Raw genomic sequence first — 17,509 nt, 5'->3', positions numbered from 1 at the left:
GAGAAGCTCATAGAAAACCGTACTCGTTACGGTGACACGATACCTAGTGTTTTTAAGAAATCGATTTGGCCGGGTTGCCTTCCATATTGGTTTCGCTGGCTTTTTCATTGTGGCAGGCGCCGGTGTGCTCATGACTATTTCTTGCCCACTGGCGAAATCTCTTCCGGCGTCTACGGCGCATTTCACTCAGTCGGAGAAAATTTGACGGGCGGAAGCGGCGACCGCAGAGGCGTTGCACAAGCTTAAGGCCTGTGAAGCCCTTCCGTCCAATCTAGCAGTGACGGCCTGACAGGCGTTCTCACACGGAACGCGTTACGAATCTTCGACGTCCAACAAGGCGAGCACCAATGGAAGGCCATAGAATGCAACGAACAGCTGGAGGAGACAGGTACGTTCCGGGCATAGGATACAGAAAGGTCAGCCAGTTGACTGATTACCGGCATCCTGCCCACCCTGAATGTCGCTGCGATCAGCGCCAGGCAGAACCCTACGATCATGGCCGTGAATGTGATCGCGAGAGCAAAGGCAATGCCTTCAGCAACTCGGGCATCATTTGGAAAGGTCACCTTGGAACACTCCTCTCTTAGTTTCGGCGTCGATCGTCGGGACTGCGTTTGGGCATATTTCATATAGGCGGTGTCAAGAGACCGTGATCGAGAGTTTCACTGCCAGTCGCATGCGCTTATGGCATGGAGGTGCGGAGCGTGGCTGTAGAGCAGGAATCGGGTGGCAAGGGGCTTAGCCCATCGTCTATGGCTGAGCTCCCAACAAGGAGTGGATCATGGGATTGCTGCAAGACAAAGTCGCTATTATAACCGGAGCATCATCAGGGATCGGCCGCGCCACAGCGATGCTGTTTGCCGCCGAAGGTGCTGCCGTGGTCTTGAATGCTCGTGGCAGATCGGGCTTAGAAAAAGTCGCTGAGGCTATCCGGGGTCAGCGCGGGAGCGTTCACCTGGTGGTGGGTGATGTGGGCCAACCTGACACGCACGATGAACTGGTTGCCGACGCCGTGCGTGTTTTCGGTGGGTTGGATATTGCTTTCAACAATGCAGCAACGGTCGGCCCGATAAAGCCACTCGCAGAGGTCACTTTCTCAGAATGGCAAGAGACACTAGAGACCAATCTGACCTCAGCCTTCGTGGCAAGCCGCAGCCAAATCCCCGCTCTCCTGGAAAGAGGCGGTGGCTCAATCATATTCACATCTAGTTTCGTCGGCACCAGCGTCGGTCTTCCGGGCATGGGGGTTTACGCAGCGTCCAAGGCCGGATTGATGGGACTCGTAAAGGGGATCACCGCCGACTATGCCAGCAGCGGCATCAGGGCAAATGCACTCATGCCCGGCGGCTCTGATACCGCGATGGCTGGCGACCAAGCGCAGAAGGAATGGGCTGCAGGTCTGCATGCCATGAAACGAATAGCGCAACCGGAAGAGATTGCCCAAGCCGCCCTGTTCCTTGCCAGCTCTATGTCTAGTTTCGTTTCTGGATCTGCTTTGTTTGCCGACGGTGGAAACTCGGCCGTCAAGTAGCGCTAAAACTAAATGTTGTCGCCACCAAATCGCTAAGCGTTCGGAGTGGCGCTTGACGAGATTAGGGCTCGCTTGCAGGGATCGGTCCACACTACATATATGCGACAACCAGACATAAATGCTGACGCTTCGATGCACTGCTTCTCTCAACATGCATGCACGGATTCATCCAAAGCGCCGATTTCCCAATGTTTCGGTCAGCCAAGGATTCGACTAAGAAAACTGGGTCGCCGGTCCGATTCCACTCAAGGCGAGCTAATTTCTTTTTGCGAATGCGTTAGAGCGGACGCAGATCCGGGCCACGGAGGGAGGAGGCGCGGTGTTAACTTCGGGTTAACCATGTTTCGACGCCCCTAGAACCATAAGGGTGTTCGCGCGTTGTGGCAGTGCACAAGGTTGGGGGTGTTATGCTTGTATGTAGAATTCAATGGCTACGGGCCGCAACAGAGGCCAGAAGTGTCCGGCGGATGTTTGGCTTAGTCGTGATCGTTATGGCAAGTTCGAATTTCAACGCGCAAGAACGTAGAACGGCATCTGACCTTAAAGGAGCGTTTGACGAGGTGATCGATGCACCAATCGCTGCCGCTGCCGAATTGAGCGAATTGCGCCGGGGCTTTCTCGTTCTTCTCAATGCTGTAGGACTGTCGATCGTGCGAGAATATCCCAGCAGCAACCGGGCCATACCAAGTGAAGGGCACTAGCAAGAGCCTCGGGGTCGATATCTCGAGTGAGTGGATGCCGAACGGACTCTTGATCCGACTGTCCGTCCCCCGCGGCGCTATCGATTAAGACAGGCAGCGCAGCCAGGCTGCGCCTTAACCGACCGGCCCGAGTAGTAGGACGTTGGTGTCGGGTGACGCCACGACTAAGGTTTCAGCGCTTGCTGAAAATGCCTAGGCGCAATTCCTTGCTCCGGTCGAGCTAAGCGTACGATTTCGCACTGCCTTGTTCCGACCCCATATCATGTGGGCGCCAACGCAAATGTCGTTTGGGAGTTAATGCCAAACGACACCGCCTGCTTCGTTAAGTTGACGAAGCAGGCGGACTTTGACACACGTCCAGATTAGCGGCGAGCGCCCCTGCTTGCGCGAGTGGATGCCCCGATTGTCCAGCCATGGCCTTAATCACCGCACGTAGCGCCGCCGTTTGCTCGAGTATCGGCCCGTCAAGCCTAAACTGGCTGAAAAGCTCGCGAAGCTTTTGAGCCTCCAGGGCCAGCGAAGCGGATGCCGCAGTCGACTGCCCTACCATAGCCGCGTTCTGCTGTGTGGTCTGGTCCATCTGATGGACCGCGATATTGACCTCGCCCAAACCAATTGACTGCTCTTTTGCGGATGTCGCGATAGATTCCATGCTATTCGGCGGGAATAATCGTTCAGAAAACTGGAATGATCTGCTTGCTCGGCTTGGAGCAGACATTTACAGACGACGATTTTGGCTCGCTCCTAGCTGCATGACTAGCGATGCATTGGCCCGAAGCGTTTGCGCAGCCGGCTCCAATCTCTTCAGGGCGCGCCAGTCACAATTCGCTGCAAAGCGATACTCCGCAACTCGTTCTTTCTCAGCGCTGGCAATCGGTCATGGCTCTCGCGGAAGCCAGCTGGATCTCCACTCCGCGCGCGGTTTGGTTGAAAGATCATGCCCCTGCCTTACGCTGCATATGAAATCAAAAGCCATATTGTAAAATGAACTACTTTTAGGGCAGAGCAGATCCACATCAGGAGGAAACCTCGATTGGCCAGAAGTCTATGTCTTCTTGCGCATACGCTTCCGGTGTGTGACCATGTTGGGCGGTTTTCCAATATTCACGAGCGATCCGTTCTGCGTACAAGAGAACAGGCATGCCGTACACGACCTCCTGACGGGTGTGAATGGCGACATGTTCTACGAAACGACGCTTAAACTCTTCTAGCGGCGGTTTTTCAGTTCCTCCCACAGCGTTCGAACCTGACATGTTCAACCCTACCCTATCGCATGCAGGCACCTCCCGGGTGCAAAACTCAGGTAGGCCGAACGGAGCGATACGACCTAGAGAGAAGGAAGCCCAAGGATATAAGGGGTTCAGCCGCTGGGCTATTGGCCACAGGGAAGGATGCATTATCAGATGGGAAAGGGTGGCCTATACGCGCTGCACAGCGTTAAAGTTAAGATGCCAGAGGCACTGTGAATTGAAATACAGCTCCATGCGGCTCATTTATGCCGGCCCAAAGCCGGCCGCTGTGTGACTCGATAATCGACCGGCAGATGGCCAGGCCCATTCCGAGACCCTCGGCTTTCGTGGTGTAAAATGGTTCGAACGCCTTCTCTGCGACCTGCAAGTCCAGGCCGATGCCGACGTCCATGACGGCGATTAGCGCCTCGGATCCCTCAAGCCTGGACAAAACCGTCAGTTCGCGCGGTCGGTCCGTCACAGCTGCCATGGCATCGATGCCATTCATCATCAGGTTGAGGATCACCTGTTGCAACTGCACATTGTCGCCAATCGCCAATGGCAGATCATCTACCAGCTCGGTCTTTAGGATGACCGGATGGCGGCGCAATTCACCTTGAAGAAGAGCGACCGAATCTTCGACCAACCCATTCAGATCCACTCGCCCGGCGACAGCGGGCTTCTTCTTGAGAAGCGCACGCACCTTCCCGATCACCTCGCCGGCTCGGTGTCCATCCCGGACGATGCGCCTCAGCGCCTCGCGTGCCTCGTCAAGGTCGGGCGGCCAACCGGCGAGCCAGCGCAGAGCCGCATCGGCGTTGGTGACAATGGCTGCTAGAGGCTGGTTGACTTCGTGGGCGACTGACGAGGTCAAGGCCCCGATCGTCGTCACGCGCGTGATATGCGCCAGCTCGGCCTGCGCCTTTTGCAGCGCCTCCTCCGCCCGCTTGCGCTCGGTCATATCCAGCACGAAGGTTACACCTTCATCCTCGTTCCCCTCGAAACTCGCTCCGCCGATCAGCACGGGCACGCGGCTGCCGTCCTTGCGAATATATTCCTTCTCGAAGGGCCGCAGGATGCCGGTCTCCTTCAGCTCAGGGACCCTTTGTCTCGTGTCCCCGTCAAGCCATTCCGCTGGAGTCAGATCGGTCCAGCGGATGCGGCCCGAGACGAGCTCCTGGCGATCGTAGCCGATCATGCGGAGGAATGCGTCGTTGGCGTCCAGAATCTGGCCGTCGACGCTAAAGATAAAGATCCCGATAATGTTGGCATCGACGAGGCGCCGAATTCTGGCTTCGCGTCCGGCGAGATCTTCGTAGAGCCGGGTGTTCTCCAGCGCAGTGGCGGCTTGCGAGGCGAGCAGCTTCAGCACCGCGATCCGGGCCGGGGTGAAGACGCGCGGCGCCAGATTGTTCTCAAGATAAAGCAGCGCGATCAGCCTGCCCTGCTTGACGAGTGGCAGACCGAGCACCGACCGGGGCCTGAAGTCGCGTATATACTCGTCGAACCAGATATTCTCGGTACAGGCGTCGTCCAGGATAACGACTTCACTTGTCCGCGCGACGAAATTGACGATCGCCTCGGGCACAGGGACGCTTCCTGCAGGAGGGCGCAGACGCATGGTGAAATCCCTGGCGGTGGTCTCGGCCACCGCCTCCAACCTGAGTTCCCCTTTGCTTGGAACGAGCAGCACACCCCGCCCCGCGCCGGCATGCTCGAGCGCAGTGCGCATCAGCGTGTCGATTAGTTTTTCGAGTACGATCTCGCCCGACACGGCTTCGGAAATCCTTATCACGGTTGCGAGGTCGAGTTGCTCGACAGGTGCTCCGATCGTGCTCTTTAGAGCTGGAGCGTACTCTTCGGCTCGCAGATAGGGATAGAGTTCATCGAGTTGTCGAGCCTTCCCGTCAGCACCCCAGCGCAGATAGCAATTTCGAGCGTTGCGCATATGAGCGTGGGAATTGGTCTCCAAGCCACGCGCGGCGTAGAACCGCGCTGCCAATTCGGACGCGAGCGCCTCGTTGTGGATCAAGCCGTTGTCGCGGGCGGACCGGATGGCCTGCTCGTAGAGACGCTGGGCCTCGATTTCGCGGCCTTCAAGGCGTGCAACCTCCCTCCGAGTAGCGCGGCGCGGCTCGCGAAATTTTCCGGGCAGTGCTCGGCCCACTCCGTGAGCTGACGGTGGTGGGCGGCCAGCGCTTCGTGGTGGCGAGCATGCTCCGTAGCGGGGGCGGAGTCGCATAACGCGGCCCGCGCCAGCGCTGCATAGAGATGGTATTCCGCCCGCTCGAAAATAGCAGGCGACATCCAAAGCAGGCGTTCTGCTTTCGCCGCCACCGCAACGGCTGCTGCGTGGTGGCCGGCGAAGACACATGCCTGCAGCTTACGGATCCAGTACAAGCAGGCTGCGACCGACAGGCGCGGGTCCTCCTCCAGATGCTGCTCGAACCGGACCTCATCGAACCCGGCATCGTCGAACGAGCCGAAGATCGCTGTCTGGCCTCTGAGGGCCCGGACAAGCCTGAACTGTGCGGTGATCAGGTCGACGACGAGATCGAACTTCGCCTGACGCGCGAAGTCGAGCCCAGCCTCGGCCTCGCGCTGCACTTCGGCGAGCGAGCTGCCACCGGCGAGAAGTTGGGTGAGGATGTTGTTGCAGCTAAACGCTGCGTAGGTTAGATCACCGGCCCCCAGGGCCATGTCGAAGGCGTGTCGTGCGATTGGGCGCCCCGGTGGGAAGTGCCGCGTGGACGGTTTGGCGAGGTTCCCGAACGCAAGGTAGACGCGGGCCTTGAGGCGGTCCACGCCACTCTGTTCCACCATGTCGAGGCCCAGCTCGCCGAAGCGGAACCCTGCCTGGTAGTCGCCGAAAAACAGCCCCAGCACGTTGCCAACCGCGGTATAGGCGTAGCACGATGCGTCGTCGTTTCCGTGCGCCAGGCTGAGATTCCCCATGCGACCGATCACGAGGCAGCGCAGGTTCTCGTCGGTAAACAAGGCCGGCGACACCAACGAGGTTAGGACGGCCATCGTCGCGCGCGCGACCGGATCGACCATCCGAGGCAGTTCGAGCAGTGCGTTGATCGGGCGGTCGCCGATCTGCCGCCACATCCGCGCATATTCCTGCCGGACATCGTCCTTCGTCGGATGCTCCGACCAGGTGACGTCGACGCGGCGCAGGTAGTCTAGGCCGACTCTGACGGCGCGGGCGCTTCGGCCGAGGGTCATGAAAAGGTCCACCCGCAGCCGGGTCACGGTTGCCAGGTCGGGCAGGCTGACGGCGTGGCTTGCCAGTTTGGCCAGGCGCGCCTCCGCTTCCCCAGGGCGCCGACAAGGAACTCGCATTCGGCCCGGTTCAGCTCAAGCGCGAAGGCCAGTTGGTGCTGGCGCTGCCAGGCGCCTTCCGCCAGCATTGTCGTGCCGGCAACAAAATAGTTGAGCGCCGAGGCGTATGCCGTCGAGGCCTTGGCGCGCTTGCCCGCCATCAGGTTCAACTCGGCCAGCCGCTCGCGCTCCTCCGCCGAGGTGATCAATGCGGCGCCGCGATTGAGCTGGCTGACAATGTCGAAGACATGCTCGTCAAGCAACTCCGGCGCCGTGTTCGCCGCGAGCAGTCTCCCTATGCGAAGGTGCAACTCGCCGCGCTTCTCCTCCGGAATCAATGAATAGGCGGCTTCCTGAACTCGGTCGTGGACGAACCGGTACGCGCCGACCGGACGCTCGAGCAGTCCATGAGAGACGGCAGGCCAAAGGGCTCCATCGATCCGGCTTTCAGGGATATCGAGAACCAGTGAAAGCAGGGTGTAATCCGCGATGTTTCCGAGACCGGCGAACTGCTGCAGCACCTGTCTGGTTTCGGGCGGCAGGCTTCTGAGCTTGCCGACCATCAGGTCAACGACGTTGTCGGTGTATCCCTTTGCGTGAATGCGACCTAGATCCCACGACCAGCATGCCGCGTGATGATCGAAGGTGAGCAATCCTTCTTCGGCGAGCGAAGAGATGAACTGAATGGCGAAGAAGGGATTGCCGCCCGTCTTGCCGTGCACCAGTTGTGCCAGCGGCGTGGCGCGCTCGGGCTCGCTGTGGAGCGCATCCGCGATCAACGCCCGGAGACGCTCTGGGCTGAGCGGGGCAAGCTTGATCTCCGCGACCTTTCCGCCTGCGGCCCTGATCGTGTCGAGCCTGCGCCTGAGCGGATGGGCGGCGGTGACTTCGTTGTCGCGGTAGGCACCGATCAGCATGATGTTCTGGACATCCGAACGGGTCATCAGATCCTCGATCAGATCGAGCGTCGCCGCGTCGAGCCATTGGAGATCGTCGAGGAACAGCGCCAATGGATGGTCGTGCCGTGCAAAGACGCTGATGAACCGCCGAAACACCAGTTGAAACCGCCGTTGCCCGTCGTGTGGCGAGAGTTCAGCGACCGGCGGCTGGTCCCCGATGATGAGCTTCAGCTCCGGGACCAGATCTACCATGAGTTGTCCGTTGGGGCCGAGCGTCTCGCTCAACGCCTCGCGCCATGGTGCCAGATCGGCCTCGCTCTTCGCGAGGAGTCCCTTGACCAAACCCTGAAGGGCCTGGGCCAGCGTCGCATAAGGGATATCGCGCTTGTACTGGTCGAACTTGCCGGACGCGAACAGCCCGCGCGGCGGCACCAAGACCTTGTGGAGTTCATTGACCACTGTCGACTTGCCGATGCCGGAATAGCCGGAGACCAGCACCAGCTCTGGCACGCCGCCCGACACCACACGGTCGAAGGACGCCACCAGGGTTTCAATCTCGCGCTCCCGCCCGTACAGTGTCTCAGGAATCAATAGGCGGTCCGGACTGTCGTGTTCGCCAAGCGGGAATGCATCAATGCGGCACTCCTCCTTCCATTGGCTGAGACAGCGGCCCAGATCGTGCTCGACGCCGCCGGCCGTCTGGTATCGGTCCTCGGCCGTCTTGGCGAGCAACTTCATGACGATCGCCGAGACCGCCGGTGCCACCCCCGCCACCCGCTCGTGCGGCGGCATCGGCTGCCGTGCAATGTGGCTGTGGACCAGTTCCATCGGGTCAGCAGCGGTGAAGGGCAGGTTCCCGGTCAGCATTTCATAGAGGGTCACGCCCAGTGCATAAAGGTCGCTGCGGGAATCGATCGAGCGGTTCATGCGCCCGGTCTGCTCCGGGGACATGTAGGCTAGCGTTCCGGCGATCACTTCGGGTGGCTCGGGCGCCTGCCGTTCGCGGGAGAGGCGCGAAGCTATGCCGAAGCCGGTGAGCCGCACGTCGCTCGCGTCCTTTACGAGGATATTGGCCGGCTTGATGTCCTTGTGAATCAGGCCAAGCTGGTGGGTCTTGCCGAGGGCAGCAGCGATGCCGATCGCGACCCGCAAGAAATGCTCCGTTTCCATAGGGGTTCCGAGATACCGGGCCAGCGGTTCGCCGCCCGGATCTTCAAGCACCAGCATCGTCCGACCGCCCTCGCGCACCAATTCCAACGGCCGCACCGCCCATGCGCTATCCAGCTCATTCTTCAGGCCTAATTCATGGTCGAGGCGCTCGAGGCTCGAAGGCGAGGGGTGGTCCTGGGCGGGAAGCACGACCAGTGCTGGGTTCCATTTGCCGTCGGGGCCACGGCGCAGTTCGCGGCGTAAGACGCGATCACCATCCTGACAAAGAACCTCCAAGCTAATATCTCCACCGACACTGAATAACGAGGATATTCTTACTTGCCCGCGCAGTTACACGTTTGTATTAGTGGACCTGCCGCCGTTGTTCCAGAGTTCCGTCCGATCAAAGGCGGCGAACGCGCGTCCGATAAGCCGCAACCGCTTCCTGATCTTCTACCACACCCCGCCCGAGCGTCCCAGCGCGGCCGCGGCACCTTCGGTTCCCAGGCGTATCATGCTGACAGAAGACCGCCAGGCGCGGCTGGACGGTCAGGCGGATACGGGACCTGCGGAGCTTCGGATGGAGGAGGAGCCGAAGCGTGTCGGTAGCGTAGGGGTAAATCGCTACTTTGCCATAGTTTTGGCAACGAGTAGAGACTAGCGACTGAAGAGGCGAACGAGAATTATAGCTGGTTTCTCCCTGCGATACCTTCGGTTAATGACATCGCGACAATTGCGAACTTTCTGCCCAGCCGTGACATGTACGCGGACCGACCACGTGGGATCGTTGTTGGCTTTTGAACCAGGCCTCGTCGGCTCCGGGCGAGATCGCATGCGGTCGGTCGGCGCGAGGCTCGGCCTTTCAACAGCCTGATAGAGCATCAGATGACAAAGAAGAAGCCCTCCAAGCGCGATGCGCCGGAGGGCCATTGTCTTGTTGGGTGCCGCAGCTAGTCCGCCGCCATCGAACATTCGCGACGTTTATGGCCGGGAGGAGGACCTCAACGTCAACGCCAAAAGGCGCCTGCAGCACCCGGACCGGAATCGGCCCTGCGAGGAAAACCTCTATACTTCGATTCCGATCAAGCCTCGGCTGACAGCGATGGTAACCGCGTGTAGCCTGTTTTTCGCACGCAGCTTCCGCTCGGCGCAGAAGAGCAATGTTTCCATCTCTCTTCGCTGACGCCGATACGTGCAGCGATGTCTTTGGCACGGTAGCCGTTGGCCGTCAGCGCCAGGCCGATCAGCTCCATCCGTGCGAGGGAGAAATCTTCCATATCAGCAGTCTGCCTAAGTCCGCTCTGAATCACGACTTTTCCATCTCGCTTGCGGAGACTCCCGCGATGAGAGGCTCCGGGGGGACGATCGGGACGATACAGCCTTAAAGATAGAAGGAGTTCACCTGCTGGGCTATTGGCCACAGGGAAGGATGCATTATCAAAGGGGAAGGGGTGACCTATACGCCCCGCCAGGACTTACGAGTGCGTTGGCGGCTTTAGGGGGCAAATTTGAGCTTATCTGCCATGAGAGCGAGTTCAGGCAGAGATGCAGCGGACATCTTGTGCATGACCTGGCCGCGGTGGACCTTCACAGTGATCTCGCTCACGCCCAACTCAAAGGCGATTTGCTTGTTAAGTCGCCCGCTCGCCACCAGAGCCATCACTTCACGCTCTCGCGGCGTCAAGCTCTCGAAACGACTACGCAGCGAAGCCTGTGCCTTTTCGTTCTCGAGCCATGCGCGATCACGCGCAATGCCCACATTAATGGCGTCGAGTAGGTCCTGATCCCGAAACGGTTTCGGCAAGAACTCGATCGCTCCCCTTTCATCGCCTGGACGGACATTGGAATGTCGCCATGTCCGGTGATGAAGATGATCGGGAGCTGAATATTCGCCGCCGACAATTCACGCTGGAAATCAAGTCCGCTTCGCCCCGGAAGCCGAACATCGAGCACAAGGCAGGTTGCCCCGGCCGGGCGTCTTGGTACCAGGAATTCGTCAAGCGAAGCAAGGAGTTTCACTTTCAAGCCGACGGATCGCAGCAGGCTGCCAAGCGCCTCGCGAACCGCAGGATCATCATCAATAACGATGATGATTGGTGGTTCCTCGATCATAGGCTTAGTCCTGCGCAGGCTCTACGTTGACAGAGACGTGTGCGGCCACCCACGTGATACTCACAGGAAATCTCACAAGCAGAGCTTCGCCCACCTGGCGACAAGAATACTCTTATCCAAGCCCGTTCAATGTTCGGCACGAAGCGTCCTCCAACTCCAGAATGCGCTGGAATCAAATCGGCGGCAAGTGTTAATGCACTTTGATCAATGTCCGTTTCGCCTTGCGTCGTTCCGTTGCCCACCGATGAAGGGGAAAGCGCGACGACTCCGGTCTGCTCACATTGGCAACGTAGGCCTTCCAGCACGATGTGGATTTGTCTTCGGATGAACGATGCTTGCGCGTCGCCCGCCGAATGTCCTTGATGATCAGGCTGATCAGATCGGGCCTGATTTTTCCAGGACCCGCTCTGATGCGATCGGAGCAAGCTACACTTCGCAATATTCGGAGATTTTTCGTTGAAACTGCCGTGAGGCAATCTTATTTTGGCATGCTAACAATCCTTCTCGGCGTAATGCCGAGGGCGAGCGGAAATAGAAGCTCTCGTTTAACAAGCGATGTAGCGCCAGCCCGGCCTCTCGATGAGGGCATGCACTAACATTTGAGGGTGGCAACCGCCGTCAGGTTAAAGCCGGACGATCTACACGGCGATCGAACAGCGTTTCGGCCGCGAGCGGATCGATATCCTGCTCGACATGCTCGATGAACTGGCAACGCTCGACAAACAGCACTGTTTTGCCCATCTATCCGTCAGCCCCAGAAGAAAGGGCCTCTGCCAGGTTCAGTGCGTCGGTCACGTAGCGTCGAAGCCGGTCTGCCGCGTCCGGCATCGTGGATCGTTGCCCGATCCAGCCGATATAGGTCACGCTGCGCAAAACCATGAAGGGCGGCAAAGTGGTAAGAGCACTGTCGGGCAAAGGCCGGACAGTCCTGTAGCCCTGGATGAGAGCCGTTTTGATTGCGGCATAGTGCGGTTCGTGCCTGTTCCTGAACAGGGCCGTTGCGATATCGAACATGCGCCAGCCATGGCCGCCGTCGTCAAAGTCAATCATCTTGATGCGATCACCATCAACAAGAACGTTTTCCCGAACGAGGTCGGCATGGATCAGGCCGTAGTCGAGGGCGGGCAGAGCCTCAATGCGTGTCCGCAGGGATTGCCGCAGATCGCCGAGCCGTTGCGCCTGATCTTGCGAGAGTCCTTGGCAATCCCAAAAGCGCCCCCAGAGCGGCTGCTCGCCAAGAAAACCGTCGGCGTCCCAGGACGGGCGGCTGAAGAATTGTGGTGGGCTCCACGCGTCGCTGACCGTGTGCATCCGTGCCATGGTCTCACCGAGCGACAGGAAGATGGTCACTAGGCGCTCGCGGGAATAGGGAAGCGGGACGCCGGACTGGCCGAGCGGGCTCCCGTGCATCCAGCTGACGACATCTGCATGTTGCACGCCGAAATCTTGGGTTTCAGGAAGTGCAACGATCAGCTGGCCGGTCCGGCTTTCCAACGGTGCTGGAACGGCAAGGTTCGCCCGCCGCAGCGCCCCCATCCACCCGAGTTCCGCGGCCAGCGTGTTTTCGTCATGATATCCTTGGCGATGAAGGCGCAGGGCCGCCGGTTCGCCATTTGCCAGGAGGATCCGGAACACCGCGTTTCCCGAACTTTCAGGAGTTGCGGTGTCTGCCCGCCGAGGTTCCAATGGCCGAGCGCCTCCCGGGCCCTGTCAGCAAGAGCCCGCGTCGACGGGCCGGTTTCGTTTTTGAGCATGATCGTCGTCACAGTCCCGACAGGACGTCGTCGAGGGTCGATAGCATCAGATCGGCATTGTCCTTCGACAAGGGCATCGGCGGCCTTATCTTGGTGGCGCATTGATGAATGCCGAGTTTGCCCATCAGTACGCCGCGTTCGCGCATTTCGTTGATGACCCTTGTGGCAATCTCCGGCGCGGGTGTCTTTTCCTGCCGGTCGAGAACCAGTTCCGCGCCGAAGAACAGGCCGCTGCCGCGCACGTCGCCGATGACGTCATGCTTGTCCGCCAGCCGCTTCAGGCCATCTCTGGCATAGGCGCCGACGGTGCGGGCATTGTCCATCAGCTTTTCCTCCTCGATGACGTCGAGAACGGCCATGGCCGCAGCGCAGGACACGGGGTTGCCGCCGAAGGTGTTGAAGTAGCGGAAGGCCTTGCGGAAGGCGTTCAGCGTGTTGGCGTTCGGCGCCACCCCGCCGACCGGATGGCCATTGCCCATCGGCTTGCCGAGCGTGACTACGTCCGGCACGAAACCGGCGCGCTGGTGGCCCCACATATGGCCGCCGGTGCGTCCGAAACCCGGCTGCACCTCGTCGGCAATGACCAGGCCACCGGACTTGCGCACGGCAGCAACCGCCTTGTCGAGAAAGCCCGGCGGAAGATCGGGGAAGCCTTCATTGGCGAAGAACGGGCAGATGCACTTACCAATATTGGCACCAGTGTTCGCGCCGTGCTCGCTGATTCGGCAACGGCAGAGGGGGCGGAGGCGTTGATCGAAGTCACCGTCCTGCCTGGACCACACGCTCAGATGGGACCATTGATTTTCTCAAAAAGCGTCGCCAGCGATCCGAACGCCGCTCCGGCAGGCATCGAGACCGAATTCTTCGCCCGTGACCGCCCAACATCGCTGAGTCAGCGAATGATTGTGCCGCACGACATAAATCGTGCTGTCCCCTCTCGTTGCAACTCATGCAGCGTAGCGACGCGTTGCGGAACCGTCGTCACGCCTGCCCTTCACCGACAAACAGCTTTTCAGGGCCGTAGACCCGGTCCAGGATGAACATCAAGATTACCGTCGCAAGGATCAAAAGTGCGGAAATGGCGCAGATCAACGGGTCGATCGAATCCTGAATATAATTGAACATTTGGACCGGCAGGGTCGTCGTCGTGGGTGAGGCTATGAAGATCGTCAGATGTGGGTCCATCTGATTTTAGCCCATCCCATTGAATGGCAAACGTTTACGCACGGATCCTCGTCAACTCTTCCTTCTGTCAAAGGGAACGACTTCGCGTCTGGCTCCGAATATGGCTCCCGCTATGACTTCTCCCAAAGCGTCCCCAGTGAAAGGCTTTACAATGGTTGCGTATCCAGCAATCTCCTCCGGTATCTCGGCATAGCCTGTCGCAATCACGATGGGTAGGTTGGGATTTTTACGCGGATAGCCGCGGCAAGTTGGGCGCCAGTCATGCCCGGCATTGCGTAGTCTGTAACCAGACATGAGACCTCGGAATGACGGCTAAACAGCTGTAGAGCTTCCATGGCTGTTGTTGCTGTAACAACGGTAGCTCCGAGACTTTGCAGTGCATCGTCGGTATTCATGAGGATCAGAGCCTCATCATCGACAACAAGAATGGTCTGCCCATCCAAGCGAAGCGTTTGACCGGTCTCAGAGTCAGGCCTGCTTGGTTGCTTCACCATTGTAATGGAACTCGCGATTGGCAACCAGATACTGATCGTCGTGCCATTCCCTTTCCGGCTCGCAATGTCCAGCATGCCTCCGGACTGGTCCGCAAACCCACTGGCCATGGACAACCCCAGCCCGGTTCCCCGTCCCACACCCTTGGTGGTGAAAAACGGTTCGCGTGCTCGCGCGAGCGTGGCGTCGTCCATTCCCTGGCCGGTATCGACAACCCGAATACGTACAAACGGCCCGCCGTGTAGAGCTCGGGGCGCCGGAGCGGGGCCGTCGGCGATGATGGTGATCGTCCCGCTTTCCATCGCATCGCGAGCGTTGACGACTAGGTTGAGCAGAGCCATCTCGAGCTGGTGTGGGTCGGCAAAGACCGCGGGGAGAAAGTCGGAAAAGTTGGTAGCCACTTTTATCCGCGGTCCCAAGGATCGCTCAATCAAGTCGTGCATGCCTTCGACCAGGGCTTTTATTTGCACAGCTTGCGGGCTGAGGCTTTGTTGGCGGGAAAACGCCAGCATGCGCTGTGTTAAAGCTGCACCGCGTTTTGCACCTTCAATCGCATTATCGACCATGGAGCGTGTGCGATCACTTTCGGGCACCCGCTTACGGATCATTTCTAGGTTGCCCAGAACGATAGCCAAAACGTTGTTGAAGTCGTGTGCCACCCCTCCTGTCAACTGCCCTACCGCTTCCATCTTCTGCGCCTGGCGAAGCGCCTCTTCTGCCCGCCGCCGCGCCGTTACATCCACCAGCCCGCCGACCACGCGAATAAATCTACCATTTGCGTCTCGCTCGATGCGGGAGGTCGATAAAACGTCGAGGAACTCACCCTGACGCGTGACAAGCTTATACTCTCGCTCATGAAGCGCACCTTCGGCAAAAAGAGCGCGCCAGTCGGCGACACGCTGCCTTGCCGATTCTTCCGTCATGAAATTGATGAGAGGGCGGCCGATTACGGACCCACGATCATAGCCCAGCAATGACAGCCAAGCATCGCTGACGTCCTCGATCCTGCCCTCCTCGTCAAGGGCATGCAGGGGGAGAGGCGTGCGCCGGTATAGAGAACGGAACTGCTCTGCGCTTTCCTTCAATGCCAGCGATTCCTTTGTGGCGAGTGCCGCAAACCGCCTATCGAAGATCGCGGCTATGATCGCTGCGAGGAGGATTAGAAATGTAATAGACGATACCGCCAAGGCGAGACTACTCTGATCGACGCTGCCGTCGATTTCCACGCCCGTGCCGCTATGCGTCTGAAACATTGCGGCTCTCATGCCAGCAAAGTGCATTCCGGAGATCGCCAGGCCCATTGCAAACGCCGAAATGATTTTCTCGACAGAATCGGGCACCGCGAAAGGCAAGCCAGAGAGCCGCAATGGCGGCGCCCAGAGCTATGATAACCGAAATTGCGACCCACAAAGGATCATACAGAAGACTGGCGTGCATCCGCATCGCCGCCATCCCGACATAGTGCATCGCAAGGATCCCGCTCCCCATGAAAACGCCGCTGAAGACAAGAGCAGCTGGACCGCTATCGGCGCGGGCCACGACTGAAAAGCCAACCCCTGTGAAAACGATTGCGGTAAGGAACGATAGGACTGTCAGCCACGGATCATAGGCAACCTCCATACCTGGAACGACATAGGCTAACATGGCGACGAAATGCATCGCCCATATTCCGCCACCCATGCAAACCGTCGCGGTTGTAAGCCATGCAAGGGAGGCTAGGCGTGATGAAGCTGCTGTCATTCGTGAAGCAAGGTCAAGAGCCGTGTAAGACGCCGCTATCGCAATCATGACAGCCAGCATTACGAGGATGCCGTCGTGTGACCCCATCATTTCAGCGACCTTTCGTATTAACAATAAACCGCGTTGTCCCCTCGCGAAATAACGTAGATAGACGCAACATCAAGGAGAATGCGTTCGACGGCCAAGCGAGTCCAGACCTCCTCCGACGAACGGGAACTTGAGAGCGTGTATCCACATCTGAAGTGTTGATGCGGGCTAAAGCTCAAATTCCAGTGCATCCCTCGGTGTTACAATCCTTGGCGGCTGTATGTGTCAGGAGAGGGCTTCCAAAAATCACAGAGGCCAAAGGCGAGAAAGCCGTAAACGATACCTCAAACGGACACTCACTTGCCTGGGCCAAAGCGCCGGAATTCGCAGCGCTTCGATCTCAGTTAACGTCGCCAGGGCCGTAGTTGACTTTTGTCCAGACAATAGACCATTCATTCGAGCCGCCTTCATCGTAGATGTAATGCCCGTCGCCAGGAGGCGCTTCGCGCCATGGATCTATCGTCAGCCAGGTGGGAGGTGCTATTCCTGGCAGCTTCAGCATCTGGAGGATGTCATAAAGCTCGGGCAGGGTTGTGACTTTTTGAATGCGATTCGAACCGCTTGCCTCTATTGTCCAAGCATAATGTGTCACAAGGTCATTCCTCCCATCGGCCGATAACTTCGTGAAGGAGGAAATCCCGCTCTCCTCTTGAGTTGCCACGGCCGGACTGTGCTGTGCACATGCCACCCAATTCGAGTGTTCAGGCGTAGAGTGTCACGGCGCCACGTCCCCGACGTCGGCCACCGCCCCAATCGGCTCCATCGCCGCCACAAACCTCTCCACGACACTTCCGCGCTCATTCAGGATGTCGAGTATGGCTTCGACCGGGAGTGGGCGTAGCTGAACACGGTAGATTGCTGTTTGCTCGGGAAGGTGTCGGTGGGGATCCTCGCGCAAGAACCCGCGATGAGTGCGGGCCTCATAATATGCGCGGGCTTCGTCCGCGACATATGACAGCGAACTCCCGTTTCCCAAGGTATAGGCGTAGATTGTGAATCCATCCATCATGCGTAATGTCTCACTGTGAACCACCATGTGACGTCGCGCAGCGCGCGCAGATCAGGCTTGCCAACAATCATAGCGCATACGCAATCATCACGGCATCCGACCTCAGTCCTCTGCAAAACCTAGACCTTTGGACCAGATCCGGACAACCACCACCCCTGCGTTCTAGGTTGCGCTGCGGTGTCTGCCTGGTGCTGAACATCCTGGTACAGGACGTTGGTCTCATATGAACCAAGATAAAGGTCCTGCTCCGACGTAAAACGATGACGACGGCTTGACGATCTGGCCGAGTGTCTCAAG

General features: G+C 58.8%; 9 protein-coding genes and 6 pseudogenes. 3 read left to right on the top strand and 12 right to left on the bottom strand.

Annotated features, from left to right (window positions below):
- Window positions 1–318: 318 nt before the first annotated feature.
- Window positions 319–553 (bottom strand): annotated as a pseudogene (locus P6U16_RS25145) (ABC transporter permease subunit); the annotation flags it as partial.
- Between the two features lie 228 nt (window positions 554–781).
- Between P6U16_RS25145 and P6U16_RS25140 the strand changes: the two are divergent.
- Entirely contained in the window at window positions 782–1,531 is a 750-nt protein-coding gene (locus P6U16_RS25140) for an SDR family oxidoreductase (protein ID WP_277704163.1), read from the top strand.
- 1,023 nt (window positions 1,532–2,554) lie between these two features.
- Here P6U16_RS25140 and P6U16_RS25135 read toward each other — a convergent pair.
- The 5 genes and pseudogenes from P6U16_RS25135 to P6U16_RS25115 form a co-directional block, all read right to left on the bottom strand.
- Window positions 2,555–2,884, bottom strand: a pseudogene (locus P6U16_RS25135) (hypothetical protein); the annotation flags it as partial.
- A 364-nt stretch (window positions 2,885–3,248) separates the two neighbouring features.
- Complete coding sequence (locus P6U16_RS25130) at window positions 3,249–3,485, bottom strand: hypothetical protein (protein WP_277704162.1); 237 nt, start codon at window positions 3,483–3,485, stop codon at window positions 3,249–3,251.
- A gap of 190 nt (window positions 3,486–3,675) precedes the next feature.
- Window positions 3,676–9,130, bottom strand: a pseudogene (locus P6U16_RS25125) (AAA family ATPase).
- Window positions 9,131–9,915: 785 nt separating this feature from the next.
- A complete protein-coding gene (locus P6U16_RS25120; RefSeq protein ID WP_277704161.1) occupies window positions 9,916–10,110 on the bottom strand; it encodes a hypothetical protein in 195 nt (64 codons plus the stop codon).
- A gap of 198 nt (window positions 10,111–10,308) precedes the next feature.
- Window positions 10,309–10,945: pseudogene (locus tag P6U16_RS25115) on the bottom strand (response regulator).
- A 627-nt stretch (window positions 10,946–11,572) separates the two neighbouring features.
- Here P6U16_RS25115 and P6U16_RS25110 point away from each other — a divergent pair.
- A pseudogene (locus P6U16_RS25110) lies at window positions 11,573–11,665 on the top strand (homoprotocatechuate degradation operon regulator HpaR); the annotation flags it as partial.
- A gap of 21 nt (window positions 11,666–11,686) precedes the next feature.
- Here P6U16_RS25110 and P6U16_RS25105 read toward each other — a convergent pair.
- The 4 genes and pseudogenes from P6U16_RS25105 to P6U16_RS25090 all read right to left on the bottom strand — a co-directional run bounded on the left by P6U16_RS25105 (window position 11,687) and on the right by P6U16_RS25090 (window position 15,629).
- A complete protein-coding gene (locus P6U16_RS25105; RefSeq protein WP_349017707.1) occupies window positions 11,687–12,580 on the bottom strand; it encodes a phosphotransferase in 894 nt (297 codons plus the stop codon).
- A gap of 127 nt (window positions 12,581–12,707) precedes the next feature.
- Window positions 12,708–13,370, bottom strand: a pseudogene (locus P6U16_RS25100) (aminotransferase class III-fold pyridoxal phosphate-dependent enzyme); the annotation flags it as partial.
- Between the two features lie 310 nt (window positions 13,371–13,680).
- Complete coding sequence (locus P6U16_RS25095; protein WP_277704160.1) at window positions 13,681–13,884, bottom strand: hypothetical protein; 204 nt, start codon at window positions 13,882–13,884, stop codon at window positions 13,681–13,683.
- A 203-nt stretch (window positions 13,885–14,087) separates the two neighbouring features.
- Window positions 14,088–15,629, bottom strand: coding sequence for an ATP-binding protein (locus tag P6U16_RS25090; protein WP_349017706.1), 1,542 nt, complete (start codon window positions 15,627–15,629; stop codon window positions 14,088–14,090).
- A 61-nt stretch (window positions 15,630–15,690) separates the two neighbouring features.
- On the opposite strand from P6U16_RS25090, the gene P6U16_RS25085 reads away from it, so the two are divergent.
- The gene (locus tag P6U16_RS25085) at window positions 15,691–15,921 is read left to right on the top strand and encodes a hypothetical protein (protein WP_277704876.1); all 231 of its coding nucleotides are present in this window, start codon (window positions 15,691–15,693) and stop codon (window positions 15,919–15,921) included.
- Window positions 15,922–16,543: 622 nt separating this feature from the next.
- Here P6U16_RS25085 and P6U16_RS25080 read toward each other — a convergent pair.
- Together P6U16_RS25080 and P6U16_RS25075 are read right to left on the bottom strand one after the other, a co-directional pair.
- Window positions 16,544–16,795 carry a hypothetical protein gene (locus tag P6U16_RS25080; protein ID WP_277704159.1) on the bottom strand — a complete coding sequence of 84 codons (252 nt, stop codon included), beginning with the start codon at window positions 16,793–16,795 and terminating at the stop codon, window positions 16,544–16,546.
- 123 nt (window positions 16,796–16,918) lie between these two features.
- A complete protein-coding gene (locus P6U16_RS25075; protein WP_277704158.1) occupies window positions 16,919–17,212 on the bottom strand; it encodes a hypothetical protein in 294 nt (97 codons plus the stop codon).
- Window positions 17,213–17,509: the final 297 nt, after the last annotated feature.

Source organism: Rhizobium sp. 32-5/1, from assembly GCF_029537235.1.
GTDB lineage: Bacteria > Pseudomonadota > Alphaproteobacteria > Rhizobiales > Rhizobiaceae > Pararhizobium.
The sequence above is the reverse complement of the archived record's forward strand: the minus strand, read 5'-3'. Positions and strand labels throughout refer to the sequence as shown.

What these genes read in the sequence shown, in the direction of transcription:
- P6U16_RS25120 (WP_277704161.1), bottom strand. Translation starts at nt 10,110, where the DNA reads ATGGAAGATTTCTCCCTCGCACGGATGGAGCTGATCGGCCTGGCGCTG.
- P6U16_RS25140 (WP_277704163.1), top strand. Translation starts at nt 782, where the DNA reads ATGGGATTGCTGCAAGACAAAGTCGCTATTATAACCGGAGCATCATCA.
- P6U16_RS25130 (WP_277704162.1), bottom strand. Translation starts at nt 3,485, where the DNA reads ATGTCAGGTTCGAACGCTGTGGGAGGAACTGAAAAACCGCCGCTAGAA.
- P6U16_RS25095 (WP_277704160.1), bottom strand. Translation starts at nt 13,884, where the DNA reads ATGGACCCACATCTGACGATCTTCATAGCCTCACCCACGACGACGACC.
- P6U16_RS25075 (WP_277704158.1), bottom strand. Translation starts at nt 17,212, where the DNA reads ATGATGGATGGATTCACAATCTACGCCTATACCTTGGGAAACGGGAGT.
- P6U16_RS25085 (WP_277704876.1), top strand. Translation starts at nt 15,691, where the DNA reads ATGATTTTCTCGACAGAATCGGGCACCGCGAAAGGCAAGCCAGAGAGC.
- P6U16_RS25090 (WP_349017706.1), bottom strand. Translation starts at nt 15,629, where the DNA reads ATGTTTCAGACGCATAGCGGCACGGGCGTGGAAATCGACGGCAGCGTC.